Source organism: Paracoccus aerius (genome assembly GCF_014656455.1).
Taxonomy (GTDB): Bacteria; Pseudomonadota; Alphaproteobacteria; order Rhodobacterales; family Rhodobacteraceae; genus Paracoccus; species Paracoccus aerius.
This window is the reverse complement of record NZ_BNCL01000005.1, coordinates 77,711-91,455: the sequence shown is the minus strand read 5'-3', so window position 1 is coordinate 91,455 and position 13,745 is coordinate 77,711. Positions and strand designations below refer to the sequence as shown.

At 66.2% G+C, this 13,745-nt stretch carries 14 protein-coding genes; 5 read left to right on the top strand and 9 right to left on the bottom strand.

Annotation, left to right across the window (positions count from 1 at the left end; genetic code table 11):
• Positions 1-9 precede the first annotated feature (9 nt).
• Positions 10-1,455, bottom strand: a complete 1,446-nt coding sequence (gene betB, locus IE224_RS08050) for a betaine-aldehyde dehydrogenase (RefSeq protein WP_191309320.1) — start codon at positions 1,453-1,455, stop codon at positions 10-12.
• Positions 1,452-2,018 carry a choline-binding transcriptional repressor BetI gene (gene betI, locus IE224_RS08045; protein ID WP_191309318.1) on the bottom strand — a complete coding sequence of 189 codons (567 nt, stop codon included), beginning with the start codon at positions 2,016-2,018 and terminating at the stop codon, positions 1,452-1,454. Before betI ends, betB begins: the two co-directional genes overlap by 4 nt.
• A gap of 86 nt (positions 2,019-2,104) precedes the next feature.
• On the opposite strand from betI, the gene IE224_RS08040 reads away from it, so the two are divergent.
• The 4 genes from IE224_RS08040 to IE224_RS08025 all read left to right on the top strand — a co-directional run bounded on the left by IE224_RS08040 (position 2,105) and on the right by IE224_RS08025 (position 6,241).
• Positions 2,105-3,046 (top strand): choline ABC transporter substrate-binding protein, encoded by a 942-nt coding sequence (locus IE224_RS08040; protein WP_191309316.1) that lies wholly within the window; start codon positions 2,105-2,107, stop codon positions 3,044-3,046.
• Between the two features lie 57 nt (positions 3,047-3,103).
• Positions 3,104-3,952 (top strand): choline ABC transporter permease subunit, encoded by an 849-nt coding sequence (choW, locus tag IE224_RS08035; RefSeq protein ID WP_167622526.1) that lies wholly within the window; start codon positions 3,104-3,106, stop codon positions 3,950-3,952.
• The gene (choV, locus tag IE224_RS08030; RefSeq protein WP_167622527.1) at positions 3,949-4,965 is read left to right on the top strand and encodes a choline ABC transporter ATP-binding protein; all 1,017 of its coding nucleotides are present in this window, start codon (positions 3,949-3,951) and stop codon (positions 4,963-4,965) included. The genes choW and choV overlap by 4 nt, the downstream gene beginning before the upstream one ends.
• Positions 4,966-5,077: 112 nt before the next feature.
• The gene (locus IE224_RS08025) at positions 5,078-6,241 is read left to right on the top strand and encodes an NAD-dependent epimerase/dehydratase family protein (RefSeq protein ID WP_167622528.1); all 1,164 of its coding nucleotides are present in this window, start codon (positions 5,078-5,080) and stop codon (positions 6,239-6,241) included.
• On the opposite strand, the gene IE224_RS08020 is transcribed toward IE224_RS08025, so the two are convergent.
• Positions 6,238-6,912, bottom strand: coding sequence for a DUF8692 domain-containing protein (locus IE224_RS08020; protein WP_191309314.1), 675 nt, complete (start codon positions 6,910-6,912; stop codon positions 6,238-6,240). The genes IE224_RS08025 and IE224_RS08020 overlap by 4 nt on opposite strands.
• Before the next feature lie 234 nt (positions 6,913-7,146).
• Complete coding sequence (locus tag IE224_RS08015) at positions 7,147-7,530, bottom strand: DUF2147 domain-containing protein (RefSeq protein WP_191309312.1); 384 nt, start codon at positions 7,528-7,530, stop codon at positions 7,147-7,149.
• 146 nt (positions 7,531-7,676) lie between these two features.
• Here IE224_RS08015 and hisA point away from each other — a divergent pair, with 146 nt between their 5' ends.
• On the top strand, positions 7,677-8,393 hold the full coding sequence (gene hisA / locus IE224_RS08010) for a 1-(5-phosphoribosyl)-5-[(5-phosphoribosylamino)methylideneamino]imidazole-4-carboxamide isomerase (protein ID WP_191309310.1): 717 nt from the start codon (positions 7,677-7,679) through the stop codon (positions 8,391-8,393).
• Here hisA and IE224_RS08005 read toward each other — a convergent pair whose 3' ends face one another.
• The 5 genes from IE224_RS08005 to hflK all read right to left on the bottom strand — a co-directional run bounded on the left by IE224_RS08005 (position 8,394) and on the right by hflK (position 13,745).
• Positions 8,394-8,717, bottom strand: coding sequence for a 2Fe-2S iron-sulfur cluster-binding protein (locus IE224_RS08005; protein WP_167622532.1), 324 nt, complete (start codon positions 8,715-8,717; stop codon positions 8,394-8,396). It lies immediately after the preceding gene.
• Positions 8,718-8,787: 70 nt separating this feature from the next.
• Positions 8,788-9,324 (bottom strand): 2'-5' RNA ligase family protein, encoded by a 537-nt coding sequence (locus IE224_RS08000; RefSeq protein WP_191309308.1) that lies wholly within the window; start codon positions 9,322-9,324, stop codon positions 8,788-8,790.
• A 112-nt stretch (positions 9,325-9,436) separates the two neighbouring features.
• On the bottom strand, positions 9,437-10,996 hold the full coding sequence (locus tag IE224_RS07995) for a Do family serine endopeptidase (RefSeq protein WP_167622534.1): 1,560 nt from the start codon (positions 10,994-10,996) through the stop codon (positions 9,437-9,439).
• 173 nt (positions 10,997-11,169) lie between these two features.
• A complete protein-coding gene (hflC, locus tag IE224_RS07990) occupies positions 11,170-12,450 on the bottom strand; it encodes a protease modulator HflC (protein WP_373305526.1) in 1,281 nt (426 codons plus the stop codon).
• Positions 12,450-13,745 (bottom strand): FtsH protease activity modulator HflK, encoded by a 1,296-nt coding sequence (hflK, locus tag IE224_RS07985; protein WP_167622535.1) that lies wholly within the window; start codon positions 13,743-13,745, stop codon positions 12,450-12,452. Before hflK ends, hflC begins: the two co-directional genes overlap by 1 nt.

Genomic DNA, 13,745 nt, shown 5'->3' with positions numbered 1-13,745 from the left:
GCGATCCCCCTAATACGGCGCCTCGACGGCGCCCATCCCGACATAAACGGTCTTGAGTTGCGAATAATGCTCGATCGCGGCGGTGCCGTTCTCGCGCCCCAGGCCCGACATCTTGACGCCGCCGAAGGGCATCTCGACCGGGGTCAGGTTATAGGCGTTGATCCAGCAGGTGCCTGCTTCCAGCGCGGCGACCACCCGATGCGCGCGGGTGAGATCCTGTGTGAAGACACCGGCGGCCAGCCCGAAGCCGGTGGCATTGGCGCGGGCCACGACCTCGGATTCGTCGGCAAAGGTCAGGGCGGTCATCACCGGGCCGAAGATTTCGTCGCGGGTGATGGTCATGTCGTCGGTGGCGTCGGCAAAGACGGTGGGCGGGATGAACGCCCCTTCGCCCGCGCCGCCGCAGACCAGCCGCGCACCTGCGTCCTGCCCGGCAGTGATCGCCGCGCGGATCTTGGCAGCCTGGGTGCCGTTGATGATCGGGCCGAATTGCGTGTTCGGGTCCAGCGGGTCGCCCGTGCGGATCGTCGCCAGCCGTTCCGCCAGCCGGGCCAGGAACCGCTGCGCGATCCCCTGCTGCAAAAACACCCGCGTGCCGTTGGAACAGATCTGCCCAGAGGAATAGAAGTTGGCCAGGATCGCCGCGCCAACGGCATCGTCCAGGCTGGCATCGTCGAACACGATCAGCGGCGACTTGCCGCCAAGTTCCATCGTGACGTGGCGCATCCCTTCGGCCGCGGCGGCATAGACGCGGCGGCCGGTGGGGACCGATCCGGTGAGCGAGACCTTGGCGACGCATGGGTCGGTCACAAGCGCGGCGCCGACCTGGCCGCGCCCCTGCACCACGTTGAAGATGCCCGGCGGCGCGCCGGCCTCCAGCAGGATCTCGGCCAGCTTCAACGCGCCCAGCGGCGTTTCCTCGGACGGCTTGAAGACCATCGCATTGCCCATGGCAAGCGCGGGGGCGGCCTTCCAGCAGGCGATCTGGCTGGGATAGTTCCAGGCGCCGATGCCCGCGCAGACGCCCAGCGCCTCGCGCCGGGTATAGGCCCAGTCGCGGCCCAAGGGAATCATCTGGCCCGTCACGGTGGCGGCCAGCCCGCCAAAGAACTCCAGCGCCGCAGCCCCGGATGCCCAGTCGGCCACCAGCGTTTCCTGAATGGGCTTGCCGGTATCCAGCGTCTCCAGCCGGGACAATTCCTCGTTGCGGTCGCGGATGATCTGTGCGGCACGGGACAGCACGCGGCCCCTGTCGGCGGACGCCATCGCGGCCCATCCGGGCTGGGCCCGTGCGGCTGCCTGGCAGGCTTGGGCCACCTGATTCGCCGATGCCTCGCGCAGGGATGCGATTTCCTCGCCGGTATAGGGATAAAGGACGGGCAGGACCGCGCCCTCGCCTTCGACGAAGCGTCCGTCGATGAACAGGCTGGCCTTGGGTTGGGCGTCGTGGGTCATGTCAGGGTTTCATCCAGATAATCGAAGATCAGCTTTTCGGCGGTTTGGGCGTCGATGCCGCCCGGAGTCAGGACGGCGCGCAGGTAAAGGCCGTCGATCAGCGCGCCCAGGGTCTCGGCAACCTGGGCCGGCTCGCTGGTCAGCGGCCGCAGCGCCAGCATCAGGTTCGACCGCAGGCGAAAGTGATAGACCCGCAGCAGGCGCCCGGCTTCGGGGTTGATCAGCGCCAGGGCATAGAAGTTCAGCCAGGCGCTGACCGTTTCCCGCTGGAAGTTCTGGGGCGCGAAGCTGGCGCCGATGATCGCGTCCAGCCGCCCGCGCCGTCCGTGGCCCGGCAGCCGTTCCGCCACCGACCGGCCATAGACCCGCAGGATATAGCGCATCGCGGCCAGGAAAATCTGTTCCTTGGACCCGAAGTAATGATGCGCAAGCGCCGGCGACATGCCTGCGCGGCGGGCGATCTGCGCCACTGTGACATCCAGAGAACCGGCCCGCCCGATCTCGAAGATCGTGGCGTTGATTAGTGCCGCTTTTCGGATAGGCTCGGCCCCGATCTTGGGCAATGTGGCACCTGCTTCGAAAAATAAGGTTGCTATTCAGGTCCTATGTAACTTTAATTGACTGACCAATCAAGAACAGGGAGCCTCGCATGATCCGCAAAAGCCTGACCCTTTCCGTGGTGATGGGCGCCGCACTTGCCGGACCCGTCCTGGCCGCCGAACCGGACCAATGCCGCCAGGTGGTCCTGTCCGATGTGGGTTGGTCCGACATCACGGCGACGACGGCCCTTGCCTCGACCGTGTTGCAGGCTTTGGGATACGAGACCGAGACGAAGCTGCTGTCGGTGCCTGTGACCTATACGGCCCTTTCCACCGATGACGTGGACGTCTTCCTGGGCAACTGGATGCCCACGATGGAGGCCGACATCGCCCCCTATCGCGACGCGGGCACGGTGGACACGGTCCGCACCAACCTGACGGGTGCGAAATACACGCTGGCCACGAACAAGGCGGGCGCCGACCTGGGCATCACCGATTTCGGCAAGATCGCGGAACACAAGGACGCCCTGTCCGGCCAGATCTATGGCATCGAGCCGGGCAACGACGGCAACCGCCTGCTGCTGGAGATGGTGGCCGAAGACCAGTTCGGCCTTGGCACCTTCGAGGTGGTTGAATCCAGCGAACAGGGGATGCTGGCGCAGGTCGCCCGCGCCGATGCGGCGGGCCAGCCGATCGTCTTCCTGGGCTGGGAACCCCATCCGATGAACGCCCAGTTCGAGATGACCTACCTGACCGGCGGCGACGAAATCTTCGGCCCCGACCTGGGCGGCGCCGAGGTGCGTACCAACACCCGCCAGGGCTATGTCCAGGAATGCCCGAATGTCGGCAAGTTCCTGCAGAACCTGGAATTCACCCTGCCCATGGAGAACGAGATCATGGGCATGATCCTGAACGACGGGCAGGATCCGATGGACGCCGCCAAGGCATGGCTTTCGGCCAATCCCGATGCCGCGACCCCCTGGCTGGACGGCGTGACGACCTTTGACGGCAATGACGCCCAGGCCGCGCTGACCGAGGCGCTGTCCGGCTGACCGCCGGGCCGCGCGCCACGACCGAACAAGCCATAACAACGGAGCAAGGATGTCCGCATGGAGCAGCTGACGGCGTTGGTGACGGATAACAAGATCCCGGTGGGACGAACCGCCAAGACGGTTTTCGACTGGCTGAACGCCAATGCTGCCGGGCTGTTCAATACGATCTCGAACGCGCTCGATTGGCTGATCGGCCGGATCCTCGCCGCGTTGGAGGCGCCTCATCCCTTTCTGTTCATCCTGCTGTCCGTGGCGCTGACCTGGCTTTTGCAGCGCAACTGGAAGACCTGCCTGCTGGTGGCGGCCGGCCTGCTGTTCGTGCTGAACCAGGGCTATTGGGAGGAGATGCAGCAATCACTGACCCTGGTCCTGGCAGCCTGCCTGGTCTGCATGGCGATCGGTGTGCCGGTGGGCATCGCCGCCGCGCATCGGCCCCGGCTTTACGCCTGGATGCGGCCTGTGCTGGACCTGATGCAGACGCTGCCGACCTTCGTCTATCTGATTCCCGCCATCGTCTTTTTCGGCATCGGCATGGTGCCGGGCCTGCTGGCGACGGTGATCTTCGTGCTGCCCGCGCCGATCCGGCTGACCCAGCTTGGCATTGCCTCCACCCCGCCCGCCCTGGTCGAGGCCGCCACCGCCTTTGGCGCGACGCCCCGCCAGCTTCTGTGGAAGGTCGAACTGCCAAGCGCCTTGCCCCAGATCATGGCGGGCCTGAACCAGACCATCATGCTGTCGCTGTCGATGGTCGTGATCGCCGCGCTTGTGGGCGCGTCCGGCCTTGGGGTGCCGGTGGTCCGAGCGCTGAACAGCGTGAACACCTCGCTGGGGTTCGAATCGGGCTTCGTGATCGTCGTGGTGGCGATCCTTCTGGACCGGATGCTGCGGATGGAGGGCCGCAAATGAACAGCATACCCAATGCCGTCGAATTCGACCGCGTCAGCATCGTCTTCGGCGACCATCCCGAACAGGCCCTGCCGATGATGGACCAGGGCAAGGAACGCGGAGAGATTCGGTCGGCCACCGGCCAGGTCCTGGGCGTCCATGATTGCAGCCTGAACGTCCAGCAGGGCGAGATCCTCGTGCTGATGGGCCTGTCCGGGTCCGGCAAGTCGACGCTGCTGCGCGCGGTCAACGCCCTGAACCATGTCTGCCGGGGCGAGGTGCGGGTCTGGGACGGCGGCAAGATGATCTCGGTCAGCGGGGCGGGCAAGCGGGCGCTGCGCGACATCCGCCTGCGCCACGTGGCGATGGTCTTTCAGCAATTCGGCCTCCTGCCCTGGCGCACCGTCCGCGAGAACGTGGGTTTGGGCCTGGAACTGGCGGGGATGCCCGCCGCCGAACGCAAGGCGCGCGTGGACCAGCAGCTTGCGACGGTGGGGCTGGACGATTGGGCCGAACGCAAGGTGGGAGACCTGTCGGGCGGGATGCAGCAGCGCGTGGGCCTGGCCCGCGCCTTCGCGACCGAGGCGCCGATCCTGCTGATGGACGAACCCTTCAGCGCGCTTGACCCGCTGATCCGCGCCAGGCTTCAGGACGAATTGCTGGAACTTCAGGCCAAGACGCGCCGCACCATCATCTTCGTCAGCCATGACCTGGACGAGGCCTTCAAGCTGGGCAACCGCATCGCCCTGATGGAAGGCGGCCGCATCGTCCAGATCGGCACCGCGCGAGAGATCATCGCCAACCCGGTGAACGAGTATGTGGCCGATTTCGTGGCCCACATGAACCCGCTTGGTGTGCTGACCGCCGCCGATGTTGTCCAGCCGGGCGACGCGCCGGGCGATCCTGTCCCCCGCGACATGCCCGTGCGCGAGGTGATGGGCCTTCTGTCTGGCAGGACCGCCCTGCCCGTTCAGGGCGGCGGCTGCATCACCCGCGACGCGGTCCTGGCCCGGCTGATAGACCCGCGGGGCTGACGCCTGTCGGCGGGCGATTGCGACAGCCGGATGTCACCTGCATGGCAGCTATGGCATCCGCCATTTCGGCATTCTACAAGACGCCGAAACGCGGTCCTTGATAGGCAGGTTCATGAAGATCATCGTTCTGGGTGGAGACGGCTTCTGCGGATGGCCGACGGCACTGCATCTTTCGGCGCGGGGCCATGACGTCATCATCGTGGACAACCTGTCGCGCCGCAAGATCGACGTCGAACTTGAGGTGAACAGCCTGACCCCGATCCGCCCCCTGGGCGAACGCGTGAAGGCCTGGCACGAACTGACCAACCACACCATCCGGGTCGAGAACTTCACGGTGGGCAAGCATTACCACCGCCTGCTGACCCTGCTGCGCGACGAAAAGCCCGACGCGGTGATCCATTTCGCCGAACAGCGCGCCGCGCCCTATTCGATGAAATCCAGCTGGCACAAGCGGTACACGGTCAACAACAACCTGAACGCCACGAACGACGTGCTGGCCGCGATCGTCGAAAGCGGCCAGGACATCCACCTGGTCCACCTGGGCACCATGGGCGTCTATGGCTATGGCACGGCGGGCATGAAGATCCCCGAAGGATACCTGGATGTCCTGGTCGAGACCGAGAACGGCCCCCACCGGCAGGAAATCCTGTATCCTGCCAATCCCGGGTCGATCTATCACATGACCAAGACCCAGGATCAGCTGTTCTTCTTCTACTACAACAAGAACGACAAGGTCCGGATCACCGACCTGCATCAGGGCATCGTCTGGGGCACCCAGACCGAGGAAACGCGCCTCGACGACCGGCTGATCAACCGCTTCGACTATGACGGCGACTACGGCACGGTGCTGAACCGCTTCCTGATGCAGGCGGCCATCGGCTATCCGCTGACGGTGCATGGAACGGGCGGCCAGACCCGCGCCTTTATCCACATCCAGGACACCTGCCGCTGCATCGAACTGGCGCTGACCAACCCGCCTGCCAAGGGCGACCGGGTCAACATCCTGAACCAGATGACCGAAACGCATCGCGTCCGCGACCTGGCGCAGATGATCGCCGACCAGACCGGGGTCGAGGTCGCCTTCCTGAAGAACCCCCGCAACGAGGCGGACGAGAACGACCTGCACGTCGCCAACGACCGCTTCCTTGGCATGGGGCTCGAGCCGATCAAGCTGGCCGACGGCCTGCTGGCCGAGGTGCAGGAAATCGCCCGCAAATACGCCGACCGCTGCGACCGGGACAAGATCCCTTGCGTGTCGCAATGGCGGACGGCTTAGGGTTTGTCGTCGATTCGCTCGACATTCCGGGCAAGATAAAGGCTGGCGGTGGCAAGCAAAGCCATCGCCAGCATTTCTCCTCCGTCCTCGAGGTAGAGGAACAGGTAGCTGAGAAGCACGCCGCCCGCCAAGGCATGGACAAGATCGACGATGCTGGCGCAGGCGATCAACAGAAGCAGCGGCCCCTTGACCAGTTTGACGACGATGCGGTCGATCCGGTCGAACCGTCGGCTTGCCCAGAGGAAAAGTCCGGCGAAGACGATGCCGATCGTCAGCCAGCCGAACAGTTCCCCCAAGGTATGGGCGTCCAGGGCCATGAACCTGAGCGTTGGCAGGCTTTCGGCAAAGACCGTTCCCATTCGCTCGTGATACTGGCCTGAATCATCAAACCACGCGATCATCATGGCCCCGGCCATCGCGAGGCAGGTTCTGGACCTGGAAGAGATCCCCGCCGCCAGGAACATGATCCCGGCGCCAAAGGCCAGCCCGTAGTTATAGCTTTCCGCCAGTGATCGTTCGGCACCAATATGGACCATCCCGTAAAGGCGGGCAGGAACTGTTTCCCAGTCGTCAGGCGACGCCCTCATACCGTCCAGCACAAGGTTGATCAGGACCAGAGCTGCAATTCCGCCGATAAGTGCGGTTGCGACGACAAAAGTCGGGCGGTCCATCAGGGCAATGCGCCAGACTGAGTTTCCGGATGCTGGAACCAGCGGTTCCGAACGGTCGTATAACATGACGAGCAAACCCCAAACATGAACATGACACTTTCGTGACATGAACACGGGGTCTGCCTGTCTTGCCATGAAAAACTGCCGGACCTGTAGATAAAGTCATACCCCAGGGTCCGGCAGGCGCCGGATCACCTAGGTGCCGCCTTGGCGGTCATCGACAAGGGCGGCTGGTCATTGCACCCGCGCCCAGGTCTGGCTTTTGCAGATCAGCCCGCCGGCGACGCAGCCCGACAGGCTCATCCGGTCGCCCTGGACACTGGCCTTGCCATTGTAGATCTTGTCATTGGCGGGCCGCCAGACCTTGCCCGAATAGTTGCCGCCACCCTGGGGCGCCATGTCGATGACGATCTGGCGGCCGACATTGGGCGACTGGTATTCCGCCCGGTCCTTGAAGGCGCGGGTGATGGTTCCGCAATAGGCCTGGCCGCAGGGCGCGATGGTGACATGGGCAAAGGCGCCCTCGTCCGGCTGGGTTTGCCAGATCCCCTCGATCGGGTCGGCGGTGGCGACGGTGGCGGCAAGCGAAAGAACTGCGGCGATGATGATGTGGCGCATGGTGGTTTCCCTCCTCCCTGGGATGGGCGGATGCTGCGGGGGGCGCCCGGATTCTGGCAAGCGTGACGTCAGGTCGCGGCCCGCCCTTCCGTTCCGCCCGTCCGCATGGCAAAGGAAGCGCGATCCGCGAACCAGGAGGCCGTGCCATGATCCTTTATCCCGCCATCGACCTGAAGGACGGCAACTGCGTACGCCTGCTGCGCGGAGAGATGGAGGCCGCGACCGTCTTCGGTACCGACCCGGCGGCGCAGGCGCGCGCCTTCCAGGATGCGGGCGCGGAATGGCTGCATCTGGTGGACCTGAACGGCGCCTTCGCAGGCCGTCCCGTCAATGGCGCGGCGGTCGAGGCGATCCTGGCCGCCATAGACATACCCGCCCAGCTTGGCGGCGGCATCCGCGACATGGCGACGATCGAAGGCTGGCTGGACAAGGGCCTGTCGCGGGTGATCCTGGGCACTGTCGCGGTGGAAAACCCCGACCTGGTGCGGCAGGCGGCCGCAGCCTTTCCGGGCCGGATCGCGGTCGGCATCGACGCGCGCGGGGGCCGTGTCGCGACCCGTGGCTGGGCGACCGAGACCGAGGTGATGGCGACCGATCTTGCCCGCCGGTTCGAGGACGCGGGCGTCGCCGCGATCATCTATACCGACATCGACCGCGACGGCGCGATGCAAGGCCCCAACATCGCCGCGACCGAGGCGCTAGCCCGCGCGGTCAGCATCCCGGTGATCGCCTCGGGCGGGGTTTCGTCGCTGGACGACCTGCGGGCGCTTGCCGGCACGCAGGTCATCGCCGGAGCAATCTCGGGCCGGGCGCTTTATGACGGCGCAATCGACCTGGGCCAGGCGCTGTCGCTGCTGAAGTGATCAGATCTGGCGTTCGGGAAGCTGGACGACCAGCCCGTCAAGCGCATCCGTCACCTTGATCTGGCAGGTCAGGCGCGACCGTTCCGGATCGGGCTGATAGGCGAAGTCCAGCATGTCCTCCTCCATCGGATCCTTGGGGGGAAGCTGGTCCAGCCAGGCGGGATCGACATAGACATGGCAGGTCGAACAGGCGCAGGCGCCGCCGCAGTCGGCGTCGATGCCGGGCACGCCATTGTCGCGCGCGCCTTCCATCACCGTCATTCCGGGCTTCACGTCGACCTCGTGGCGGGTTCCGTTATGCTCGATATAGGTGATGCGGGCCATGGCTTGCGTATCCTTTGCTGTGCAGGGGGCAGATAGGCCATCGCCCCCGCAAAGAAAAGGGGCAGCGCCCTTACCCCGGTCCGGGCGCATCGGCCGCGCCAGGAAAGGGAAACCGCCCGGCCGGATCCCACGGCCCGCCACGATAGCGCCACAACAGCAGCCCGGTCACAGTGAAGGGAAAGGGCTGGAAGCCGGTAGAGAGATCGTCGAACAGCCGGCGCGCCTCGGAAGGTGCGACCTTGTTCTGGATGGTGACATGGGGCCTGATCCGCTGGCGGTCCTGCGGGGTCAGGACGGTGGCGAAGATGGCGGCCAGCCTGCTGCGCAACTGCTCCAACCCGGGGCAGTCAAGGTCATAGGCAACGCCCTTGCCCAGAAAGCGCAGGCCTGCCACGCGGCCCGGAAGGGGCGCGGCGGTGAGGCAAATCCCTTGCAGCTCCTGAACCACCCAGCCTATTCGGTCGCCCGGCAGATGATGAAACAGCGTCAGATGCGCGGGGATGTGATTGCGCGCAGGCGGGAAATGCCGCTGCCGCATGGCTTGGAAATGGGCAAAGCTGGCATCGTCAAGCTGGGCGGTCAGGATCAGCGGGTCGTCGTCGGCCATACCTGGATCTCCTTTCGGTCCCTGGCCCTCCTGTCGGCCGGTCATGCAAAGGGCGGCCCGAACTTCCGGGCCGCCCTTTCAGTCATGCTTGCCGGGCCTGCGCCCCTGGCGATCAGCTTTCGCTGACCGGCAGGGCGACGAAGCGCGGTTCCCCGTCGCGGCGCACCAGCACCAGCAGCGACTTGCGTCCGGCCTCGCGCGCCTCGTCGATGCGGGCGTTCAGGTCGGCGATGGTCGCGACGGGCTGCTGGCCCGCCTCGGTTATGACGTCGCCGGGGGCGAGGCCCTTTTCGGCAGCCTCGCTTTCAGGATCGACCTCCTGGATCAGCAGGCCCTTGGCGTCATCGGGAAGGCCCATGTCCTGCGCCATCTCGGGCGTCAGGACCGACAGCGACAGGCCCAGGATGTCCTGCTGCGCCGGTTCGCGGTCCGAACCGGACGGCGTGGGGCTGGCGCCCTCGGCAGTCTCGCGGCGGCCCAGCGTCACGGACAGGGTGACGGGGCCGTCCTGCCGCTGCACCACGACATCGACAGGTTCGCCCGCCGGGGCCTCGGCCACGCGGCGGACAAGGCTGCGCGTATCCTCGACCGGGGAACCGGCGAAGCTGGTGATCACATCGCCCGCCCGCATCCCGGCCTCGCGCGCGGGGCCTTCGGGCACGTCGGTGACCATCGCGCCCGCTTCGGCGGCCAGGCCAAGCGCCTCGGCCATGTCGGGGGTCACGTCCTGAATCTTGACGCCCAGCCAGCCGCGGCGGGTTTCGCCGAATTCGCGCAACTGGTCCACGACCGTGGACACGACATTCGAGGCCATCGAGAAGCCGATGCCGATCGATCCACCATTGGGCGACAGGATCGCGGTGTTCACGCCCACAACCTCGCCCTGCAGGTTGAACAGCGGCCCGCCCGAGTTGCCCCGGTTGATGGCGGCGTCGGTCTGCAGGTAGTCGTCATAGGTGCCGGACAGTTCGCGGTTCCGTGCGGACACGATCCCCGAACTGGCCGAGAAACCCTGCCCCAGCGGGTTGCCAAGCGCCAGCACCCAGTCGCCCACGCGGGCCTCGTCGGAATTGCCGAACTGCACGAAGGGCAGCGCCTCGTCGCTTTCGACCTTCAGCAGGGCCACGTCCGTGTTGGGATCGGTACCCACGACCGTCGCAGGCAGGGTTTCGCCCGAATAGAACTCGATCTCGATCTCGTCGGCGCCCTCGATCACGTGGTTGTTCGTGACGATGAAGCCATCCGCCGAGATGACAAAGCCCGAGCCGAGCGCGTTGGACCGCTGCGGCATCCGCGGGCCGCCCTGACCCGGCTGGCCCGGAACGCCCGGAAAGCCGAAGTCGCGGAACAGGTCCGAAAACGGGCTGCCCTCGGGGAACATCGGGCCGCCCTCGCCGCCGGTGGGCTGGGCCACCACTGCGCTTGTGGTGATGTTGACGACCGCAGGGGCGACCTGCTGGACCAGATCGGCAAAGCTGTCCGGCATGACCTGGGACGCGCCGGCCTGGGGTTCTGCCTTCAAGGGTTCGTTGTTGTTGGCCGCCTCTTGCGCCTGCTGGCTGGCCTCGGGCGTGATGTCGGGCTGCGCATCCTGCGCGGCCGCGTAACCAAGGCCGACGGTCACGGCCAGTGCCGAGGCGGTCAGAAGGTGCCGAGGAGAAAACGTCTTCATGCGGATGTCCTCATCTTTCGCAGTTCGTCGATCCTGACAGGGGGCCGGGGACCGCGGTTGTTATGAAGAAGAAATAGGGAAGCGTTGCAAATAAACCACGCTCTCGGCCAGTGAACTGATCGTGACTTTCATTGCAAAAGGGCGGATGTCGCCACCCGCCCTTTCGCCTGATGTTACTGCGTCAGCTCGGCCTCGGGGGCGGGTTCGCCTGCCCCTGCTGCGGCTTCCGGCGCCGGTTCCGCCGCGGGTTCAGTCTCCACGGGCTGGGGGGCGGGCTCCGCCGCCCCATCGGCTGGCGGCGGTGCGGCTTCTGCCGGGGCAGCTTCGGGCGAGGCGGGATCAGCCGCGCCGCTGACCGGCGCCACGACGCCGTCGCTTTGCTGGGGCGGGGTCGTCAGCATCTCGGGCACCGGGGTCAGCTTGACGCCCGCGCTTTCGCCCAAGGGATTGCCTTCGCGGTCGGTCACGGTGGGCGTGACCAGGCCTTCCTCCTCCTCGCCCGCGGCGGGTGTCAGCACCTCGGCCGCGGAATTGCCTGCCGGGACAGGCGTGGGCGAGGGGTTGGCCCGGCTGGCGCCATCGTCGCGCAGATAGCTGAAGAACTCGCCCTCGGGCTGCAGGACCATCGTGCTGTTGTCGCCCTGAAGCGCGCGTTCATACGAGGTCATCGACCGGGTAAAGGCAAAGAACTCGGGATCGCGGCCGAAGGCATCGGCATAGATCGCGTTGCGCTGCGCATCGGCCTCGCCTCGGACGATCTCGGCCCGTTTTTGCGCTTCCGAGGTCAGCTCGGTGACGGTCCGGTCGGCTGCGGCGCGAACGCGCTGCGCGGCCTCACCGCCCCGGGCGATTTCATCGGCGGCCTCGCGCTGACGTTCGGCCCGCATCCGTGCATAGGTCGCGTTCAGGTTCTGCTCGGGCAGGTCGGTGCGGGTCAGGCGCACGTCGATGATCTCGACACCCAGCCCTTCGGAATTGTTGCGCGCCTCGTCCCGGATCTGGTTCATCAGCGCGGTCCGGTCGTCCGACAGCACGCTGGTGGACGGCACGGTGCCCAGAACCTCGCGGATGGCGTTGCGCACGATGGGTTCCAGACGGCCCTGGGCGCCCTGGATGCCGCCCGCGCCGACCGCCTGGCGGAAGCGCACGACATCGGTGATCCGCCAGCGGGCAAAGGCGTCAACGATCAGGCGGCGGTCGTCCAGCGGGGTGACTTCCAGCGGAACGGTCGGCAGGCCCAGGATGCGGCCGTCGTATTTCTCGACATTGTCGAGGAAGGGCACCTTGAAGCCCAGGCCCGGTTCCTCCTTGACGTCCACGACGCGACCCAGTCGCAGCACAAGCGCCTTTTCGCGCTCGTCCACGATGAACAGCGACGAAGCGACAAGCACCGCGACCACGATCAGGAACGGGATGGCCAGCGTCGCGGCCGTGATTCTGCGAGCAGTGGCCATCAGTTGTTACCCCCGATATTCGTGCCGGTCTGGCCCTGGTTCTGAAGGCCGGTGGCGGGCTGGCCCAGGGTCTGCTGACCGCTGTTCGGCAAGGCCCGGTTCTGCTGGCCCGTGTTCTGCGTGCCGGTGCCCTGGCGGCGCAACTGGTCCAGCGGCAGATAGGGCACCACGCCCGATCCCTGACCGTTCACCGAATCGCCAAGGATCACCTTGTCCACGCGGCCCAGCACGGTTTCCATCGTTTCCAGATACATCCGGCGGCGGGTCACGTCGGGCGCCTTCACATATTCCTCGTAGATCGAATTGAAGCGCGCCGCCTCGCCCTGGGCGGTGTTGACGGCTTGGGCGCGATAAGCCTCGGCCTGTTCCAAGGTCGCTGCGGCGTCACCGCGGGCCTGGGCCAGCACCCGGTTGGCATAGGCATCGGCTTCCTTCTCAAGCCGGTCGCGTTCCTGCTGGGCGGCCTGGACTTCGCGGAAGGCGTCGATCACCTCGGCAGGCGGGTCTGCGCGGTCAAGGTTGACCCGGACCACGTTGATCCCGGATTCATAGGCGTCCAGCGTCTGCTGCACGGATTGCTGCAGGTCGTTGGCGATGGTGCCCCGGTCGCGGTTCAGGATCGGCGCCAGTTCGCTGCGCGCGATGATGTCGCGCATCGAGGATTCGGCCACGGCGCGCATGGTGTCGGCCGGGTCGGCCAGGTTGAACAGGAATTTCTCGGGGTCCGAGATGTTCCAGACGACCTGGTATTCCATGTCCACGATATTCTGGTCGCGGGTCAGCATCAGGCCATTGTCCATCTCGCCCTGGGCGCCGGTGCCGATCTCGGTCACGCGTTCGTTGGTCACGGGGATCACCTCGGCGGTGACGACGGGCCAGGGGGCAAAGTTCAGACCCTCGGTCCCCACCGCCACGGCGCGGCCGAACAGGAACTCGACGCTGCGTTCGTTGGTCTGGACACGGTAGAAACTGGCAAATGCCCACAAGGCCAGCAGGATCAGCCCCGCGATGGTCAGGGTCGAGCGGTTCATCTGGAACGCCGGGCCACTGGGGCCCCGGCGTCCGCCGCCGCCACCGGTCGGCCCGCCGCCGCCGCGCCCGCCCATCAGCACGCGCAGGCGTTCCTGGCCCTTCTTCATCAGCTCTTCGATCTCGGGCATCTGCTGCGGGCCACCGGGGCGCTGCGGTCCCTTTGGTGGTTGCTGCTGTCCCCAGGGGCGGTTGGTCGGACGCTTGTCGCGATCCCCGTCATCTCCTCCGCCGCTTCCGCCGCCCCAAGGGCCCTGACTTGCCAT